We start from the raw sequence: 6,998 nt of genomic DNA, 5'->3' as shown, positions 1-6,998 counted from the left end.
GATCCACGCCGTCGCGCGCTCGCGGCGGAACAGGCGGTGGGGGAGGCCCTGGACCGCCTGGACGGGGCGGGCTGGCACACCCTGCACTCGGTCCCGCTCCCGGGCGGCGACCGCATCCACCATCTCGTCATCGGCCCCGGCGGCCTCTTCGCCGTACGTGCCCTCTACGCCCGCAAACAGCGGGTCCTGGTGGCCGACCCGATGGTCACGGTGGGCCGCCGCGAGCCGCATCCGCTGCTCCGCGCCGTACGCGCCGACGCCGACCGGGCCTCGTACGCCCTGACCGCGGAGGTCCGCCCGGTCCTGGCCGTCTTCGCGCCCTCCACCCTCGACATCACCGCCCCCCTGCGGGAGGCCCGCGTGCTCACCGACACGGACCTCCCGACGCTGACCCGCCTCGGCGGAACCCTCAAACCGGCGGACGTCGAGGCTCTGCACGCGATGGCCCGCGACCGGCACACGTGGACGCGGGTGTGAGGGCCCCACGACCGGCGCGGCGGCTCGAACCACGTGATCAGGGCAGCGGTGTGAAGTAGCGGTCGAGTGCCCAGTTGCCGATGTGCCGGCCGATCCGGTTGCCGAGGACGTCGGCGGTGCGGAAGTGGATCCCGCTCCAGATCCGGGCGTTGATCACGTCACGGTTGTAGTCGGCGGACCTCGTGTACGTACGGGTGGTGCCCGTCACCGCCGACGAGACGCGAAGGTCGATGTCACCGCCGGTCAGCCGGTCCAGTACGGCCATGACGGCCCCGTCGTTGGCGCAGTGGCCGCCGATGTACTCCGGGTACGGGGGTGTGGTGAGCAGCGGCTCCCAGGACGGGTCGGCCTCGGTGGCGGGGTTGCCGTCGGTGTCGGCCAGCCGGATCGCGGTGATCGGACGCCACAGGGCGTGGGTGAACTTGGAGTTCCACGTGGTGATCGTCGCGTCGGCACTGGCCGTGTTGGCGGCGGCGAACAACCGGGCCGCCTCGACGATGTCCAGTCCGTGCCGTGCCGTGTGGTCGCGGTAGGCGGCCTGGAGCTGCTGCGGCAGGGGGTCGGAGAAGAAGCGCGCGGTCTCCGTCTGCCGGGCCGTCCGCCCCGGGCTGTTCCTCGCGCCCATCGACTTCACCTCGGCGAAGTCCCGGGCGTACCTCTTCGACGTCAGCGCGGGCGGCGGCCCGGGCATGAACCGGTCCGGCGAGTCGAAGAGCATCGGCCGCAGCTTCCCGAGCCACGGGTTCACGAAGGGCCTGAAGCCGGGCGGGGTCGGGCGCCAGACGCCGGGGGCGGGCTCCTTGTCGTACGTCACCGGGTTGTCGCGCCCGTCGTTCTCACGCAGCTCGACGATCCGCGCGGCGGCGCGCTCCCCGAAGCGGACGCCCCGGTCCTCGGCCTTTCCGTCGGGGATCCTCGCGAGCGACGCGGTGTAGGCGGTGTCGATCCGGGCCTTCGAGGCGGGGAAGTACGTCAGCAGGACCCGGCGGGCGGCCGTCGCCGCGGCCGCCTCGGAGGAGGCGCCGCGAGGACCGCGTACGTGCCACTTGTACGGGGTGTAGCGGCCCTCGATGCCGACGACCGCGTTGTAGACGGCGGCCGAGACGAAGCCGTACCAGAGGAACGGTTCGGCCGTCGGGCGCCCGGCGTCCACGCTGACCACGGCGGCGGTGGTCTCGCTCCAGTCGGTGATCACCTCGGCACCCGGCACCCGTGCCGAGGCCCGGTCCGGGGATGCCGTGGCGGCCGTGGGTGCCCAGGGCAGGGCGCCGAGGGCGAGAGCCGTCAGCCCGACGACGAGTGAGCGGCGGACGGTACGGGCGGGCGGTGGTGCTTGCATGGTGCTCCTTTGTTGTGAGGTCCCCCCTCGTCTTCGGTGTGAGTCCCGCCTTCGGCCCGCCGCGCTCAGGGCAGCGGGCCCGCGTGGCGCGGGTCGAGCAGCGGGGCCAGCAGGTCGCCGTGGTCCCGAAGCCGCGGCGCGATCTCTGGGGCGAGGAAGGTGAGAAGGCGGGCGGACCGGCACTCCTCGACCTCGGCCCACGTGACCGGCGCCGACACCGTCGGCTCGGCCCGGGCCCGCAGGGTGTAGGGGGTCGCGGTCGTCTTCCGGGCCGCGTTCTGGCTCCAGTCGACGAAGACCTTGCCGGGCCGCAGGCTGCGCGTCATCCGGTGCACGACGAGCCGCGGCAGCACCTTCTCCGCCTCCATCGCGAGCTCCTTGGCGTACTCCGTCGTCCGGCCGGAGGGCGTCGGTTGCAGCGCCGCCAGCAGATGCAGCCCCTTGGACCCCGACGTCTTGGCGTACGCCTCGATCCCGTCCGCCGCGAGCCGCTCCCGCAGCCAGATCGCCACCTCGCAGCACTCGACGACGGTCGCGGGCGCCCCCGGGTCGAGGTCGAAGACCAGCCGGTCGGCCTCGCCCGGCGCGTCGATCAGCCACTGGGGCGTGTGGAACTCGGTCACCAGGTTCGCCGCCCACACGAGGCTCGCGAGGTCCTGGACCAGCACCATGCGGGCCGGTCCCTCCGACCTCGGCACCTCGGCCGTGGTGACCCACTCGGGCGTACCCGGCGGCACGTTCTTGGCGAAGAAGACCTGGCCGTCGGGCCCGTCCGGGTAGCGCAGGAAGGACAGCGGCCGGTCGCGGAGGTGGGGCAGCAGGACCTCGGCGGTCGTCGCGTAGTAGTGCAGCAGCTCGCCCTTGGTGAAGCCGGTCGCCGGATGGAGGACCTTCTCCAGATTGCTCAGCGCGAGCCGTCGCCCCTCCACCTCGGTGATCGGCGTCATAGGATGACAATCCCACGATTTCATCCTGAAACATCAGATCTCACCCTCAACCGATCGGAAAGGTGCTGCACGTGCGATCCATATGGAACGGCGCCATCTCCTTCGGCCTGGTCAGCATCCCGATCAAGCTCGTGAACGCCACCGAGAGCCACTCCATCTCCTTCCGCCAGATCCATCTGGAGGACGGCGGCCGCATCCGCTACCGCAAGGTGTGCGAGCTGGAGGAGCGCGAGGTGTCGTCGCCGGAGATCGGCAAGGGGTACGAGGACGCGGACGGGTCGATCATCCCGATCACGGACGAGGACCTGGCGTCCCTGCCCATTCCGACCGCCCGGACGATCGAGATCGTGGCCTTCGTGCCGGCCGACCGGATCGATCCGCTCCAGATGGACACGGCGTACTACCTGGCGGCGAACGGGGTGCCGGCGGCCAAGCCGTACACGTTGCTGCGGGAGGCGCTGAAGCGCAGCCAGAAGGTCGCCATCGCGAAGTTCGCCCTGCGTGGGCGTGAGCGGCTCGGGATGCTGCGGGTCGTCGACGACGTCATCGCGATGCACGGGCTGCTGTGGCCGGACGAGATCCGTACGCCCGAGAGTGTCGCGCCCGACTCCAGTGTCACCGTGCGGGACAAGGAGCTCGATCTCGCGGACGCGTTGATGGACACCCTTGGCGAGGTCGACCTCAACGACCTCCACGACGACTATCGCGAGGCCGTCGAGGAACTCATCGCGGCGAAGGCCTCCGGCGAGAAGGTGCCGGTCGCGCCCTCCGGCGAGAAGGGCGGTGGCAAGGTCATCGACCTCATGGCCGCGCTCGAAAGCAGCGTGCGGCAGGCCAAGGTGGCCCGTGGCGAGGACGCCGCCGACTCCGCCGCCGACGTCAAGCCCCTCCGCAAGGGCCCCGCCCGCAAGGCCTCCCCCAAGCCGGCGTCCGCCAAGAAGCCGGCGGCCAAGAAGACTGCCGCCAAGAAAACGGCGGCAACCAAGAAAACGACGGCGGACGCCACGAAGAAAACAGCCACGAAGAAGGCCCCGGCCAAGAAGACACCCCCTCGCAAGCGGGCCTCGGCCTGACAGGCCGCCGGGGGTGGGTGGGGGATTGGGATGGTGTGGCGGCTGCGGGCCCGTTCCGGCTGGTCGCGCAGTTCCCCGCGCCCCTGAAAGCCGGTGGCCTGGGCCGGTTCGCCACGTGCCGGTCCGTCGTGGTTGCTCGCGCAGTTCCCCGCGCCCCTAAGGACGCCGGTGCCTAGGTGGGATCACGGCGTGCCGGTCCGTCGTGGTTGCTCGCGCAGTTCCCCGCGCCCCTAAGGACGCCGGTGCCTAGGCCGGATCAGTACGTGCCGGTCCGTTCCGGTTGCTCGCGCAGTTTCCCGCGCCCCTACGGGGCACCGGCCGGAGGGGACGTGGCGGGATGTGTGGCCGCAGCTTACGAAGAGACTGGGGTGGGGTCACCGTGCGGCAACGGGCGGTTCGTCCTCCGCTGCGGACGGACATCCCGACGCGGCCCCGCACCTGACAGACGAGCCGAACCCCCAACCACCCAGGGGCGCGGGGAACTGCGCAATCTTTTAGGGGCGCGGGGAACGGCGCGACCAGCCACACCCAACCCGCAGGCAGACAAACAACCCTCAGCGCACCCCATGCCGCATCTCCCGAGGACTGACCCCGAACCGCTGCTTGAACGCCGTGCTCAACGCGCTCGCCGACGAGAACCCCGACGCATACGCCAGATCCGTGATCGTCATGTGCTCACACTCCCCGCACTGAAGCCGATCCCGCACAAGCCGCAACCGCTCCTCACGGATCAACTCCCGCGGCGTGGTCCCCACCCGCTGCAACGCCAGCTGAATCTGCCGCAACGACCACCCGAGCGCCCGCGCCATCGACGTCCCGGTGAGCCCGGGATCCGCCGCGTGCTCCCGCACATGACGGCGTACCACCGCCTCGACCTCCGTCAGATGCCCGGACGAGTCGGGCCGGTCGTCCCCGACAGTGATCATGCACAGCAGCTCGACGATCCGGTCGGACACGGCGTTGAACTCGGTCGTCGTCAGACTGTCCCGCTCCGCCGACAGGCTCTCGATCATCGCGCCGACGACCCGCCCCAGCCCGTTCGTCAGATCGATACCGGTCGCCAAGGGCGACTTCCGGTTCAGCGGCCCGTCGATCTCACGGGCCGGTATGGAGAAGATGATCCCCCGCAACGACGCGTCGTGCAGCAACTGGAACGGCGCCCCGAGCGTCATGAGACTCCCCGCACCGGGCGTGAGCCGTGCCTCCTGGTCGTCCTGCCGCAGCACCAGCTCCCCGGAGAGCGGGAGCAGGAACCGGTAGTCGGGATCGGGCTCCTGCCGCACGAGCCGCGGCGTACGGACGTACTCGATCTTGTCGCAACTCCAGTCGACGATCTGGTACGTGTCGGTGCCCTGCCGGATCATCTCGCCGCGGAACGTCTCGGGGCTCGCGTATCTGAAGTCCATCCGGGTCTGGTAGGACCCGACATGCTCGCTCCAGAAGTCGGTCCGCTCACGCGGATCCACTTCGCCGGTCGTCTGCGACTCCACGATGTAGGTTCCCGCGGGCAATGCGCTTCCTCCGCCCAGAGTGTGCCCGGCCGTAGCCGACGTGCCTGATCAACTGGCCCTCTGGCCACGGCAGTTACGGCTCGTAAGCGTAGTGCACACATTCCGTTTGTGTGGTCCGAGCGGAACATGTGAGTGGCGGACGGCACCCGCACGTACTCAGTGGCGTGCGAAGCCATCCGTGCGCCCCGCGTACGACGGTGCGCCTCACGGCAACTTCCTTGCGCGCGCGGGAAAGTGCGCGCGCCCGCTCGCGACTACCGTCGGGCGCCGCGTCCCCCACCTCCCCACGCCCCTCATCGCTCACACCCACCACACTCACTCCACTCGCCACACCCACCCCTCAATCACCAACCTCTCCGCCTTTGAGAACTTCGAGGACTTCATGAAGGAACAGATACCGGAGGCGGTGTTCTGGTGCGTGGCCGTCGGCCTGCTCGCCGTCACCGTGCTGCTGGTGCGCCAGCGGGGGATCACCGCGCGGCTGCGCCGACGCACCACCGAGCTGGCCGAGGACGTGCGCACCCGGGAGGACGAGGTACGGCACCTGGTCGCCGTACGCCTCCCCGCGCTTGAGGACCGCGGCCCCCAGCAGCCGCTCGCCGGCGTGGGCCTGCTCGACGCCCGCCTCTCCGGCAGCGGCTTCGCGAAGTCCCTCGACCACGTCCTGGAGCGGTTCGCCACCGCCGTGGAGCACGCCCAGGCCCGCGCCGACCAGTCCGCGAAGGCCGCCCTGAAGTCGTCGATGCGCTCGATCCAGGCGCTGGCCAACGAGCAGCAGGTCGCCATCTCCGACATGCAGGACCGCCACGACCGCCCCGACGTGCTGCGCGACCTGCTCGAAATCGACCACGCCAACGCCCAGTTCGGCCGCCGCGCCCAGGCCATCGCCGTACTGTGCGGATCCTGGCCGGGCCGCCAGCGCTCCACGTCCGCGCTGATCGAGGTCGTCCGCGGTGCCACCTCCCGCATCCGTGACTACCGGCGCGTACAGATCCACGGCCAGGCCGACATCGCCGTCGAGAGCCGGGCCGTCGAGCCGGTCGTGCTCACCATCGCCGAGCTGCTCGACAACGCGGCCCGTCACTCGCAGCCCAACACCAAGGTCGAGGTCAACGTCCAGTCCGTGCACAACGGCGCCTGCGTGATCATCGACGACGCGGGGGTCGGCATGGACGCCCACGCGACCGAGCGGGCCGCCGCCCTGCTGTCCGGACGGCACGCGGTGGACGTCACCCGGCTCGACGACCCGCCCCAGTTCGGGTTCGCCGTCATCGGCGTGCTCGCCGCGCGTTACGGGTTCAGCGTCTCCGCCGACACCCGCTCCCCGTACGGAGGCGTCCGTGCCGTCGTGTTCCTGCCGTCCGCCCTGCTCACGCACCGGGACACCGCGGAGGAGCTGCCGCCCGTGACCGCACCGCCCGCCCGCGCCGCCTCCTCCCGTACGCCGGCCGCGTCGGCCCGTACGACCGAGTCCGCCCGTACCACCGAGCCCGCCGGTCGTACGCCCGTGTCCGCCGATGCGTCCGAAGCGGCGCTCGCGTCGTCCTCCGGCTCCGCCTCCGTGTCTCCTTCCGCCTCCGCCGACGAGCCGGTGCCCGGCCGGTCCGCCGGGCTGCCGCTGCCCGCGGAGGCGGCGTCCGCGGCCGCCACG

General features: G+C 71.1%; 6 protein-coding genes. 3 read left to right on the top strand and 3 right to left on the bottom strand.

What is annotated here, in order from left to right; all coding sequences use genetic code 11:
* Nucleotides 1-477: nuclease-related domain-containing protein (locus tag O3Q52_RS45855; RefSeq protein ID WP_269654418.1), on the top strand; the 477-nt coding region annotated here is incomplete at its 5' end.
* Nucleotides 478-514: 37 nt separating this feature from the next.
* On the opposite strand, the gene O3Q52_RS45850 is transcribed toward O3Q52_RS45855, so the two are convergent.
* Entirely contained in the window at nucleotides 515-1,816 is a 1,302-nt protein-coding gene (locus tag O3Q52_RS45850; RefSeq protein ID WP_269654417.1) for a vanadium-dependent haloperoxidase, read from the bottom strand.
* A 65-nt stretch (nucleotides 1,817-1,881) separates the two neighbouring features.
* Entirely contained in the window at nucleotides 1,882-2,763 is an 882-nt protein-coding gene (gene ligD, locus O3Q52_RS45845) for a non-homologous end-joining DNA ligase (protein WP_269654416.1), read from the bottom strand.
* A gap of 71 nt (nucleotides 2,764-2,834) precedes the next feature.
* Between ligD and O3Q52_RS45840 the strand changes: the two genes are divergently transcribed.
* The gene (locus O3Q52_RS45840) at nucleotides 2,835-3,836 is read left to right on the top strand and encodes a Ku protein (protein WP_269654415.1); all 1,002 of its coding nucleotides are present in this window, start codon (nucleotides 2,835-2,837) and stop codon (nucleotides 3,834-3,836) included.
* Nucleotides 3,837-4,390: 554 nt separating this feature from the next.
* Here the strand turns inward: O3Q52_RS45840 and O3Q52_RS45835 are convergent.
* Nucleotides 4,391-5,347 (bottom strand): AraC family transcriptional regulator, encoded by a 957-nt coding sequence (locus tag O3Q52_RS45835; RefSeq protein ID WP_269654414.1) that lies wholly within the window; start codon nucleotides 5,345-5,347, stop codon nucleotides 4,391-4,393.
* Nucleotides 5,348-5,729: 382 nt separating this feature from the next.
* Between O3Q52_RS45835 and O3Q52_RS45830 the strand changes: the two genes are divergently transcribed.
* On the top strand, nucleotides 5,730-6,998 hold a 1,269-nt coding region (locus tag O3Q52_RS45830; RefSeq protein ID WP_269654413.1), incomplete at its 3' end, for an ATP-binding protein.

It is taken from the genome of Streptomyces sp. ActVer, assembly GCF_027270795.1.
In the GTDB taxonomy this organism is placed as follows: domain Bacteria; phylum Actinomycetota; class Actinomycetes; order Streptomycetales; family Streptomycetaceae; genus Streptomyces; species Streptomyces umbrinus_A.
The sequence above is the reverse complement of the archived record's forward strand: the minus strand, read 5'-3'. Positions and strand labels throughout refer to the sequence as shown.

Bases quoted from the DNA above. Each gene is read 5' to 3' on its own strand.
- ligD (WP_269654416.1), bottom strand. From the start codon at position 2,763: ATGACGCCGATCACCGAGGTGGAGGGGCGACGGCTCGCGCTGAGCAAT.
- O3Q52_RS45850 (WP_269654417.1), bottom strand. From the start codon at position 1,816: ATGCAAGCACCACCGCCCGCCCGTACCGTCCGCCGCTCACTCGTCGTC.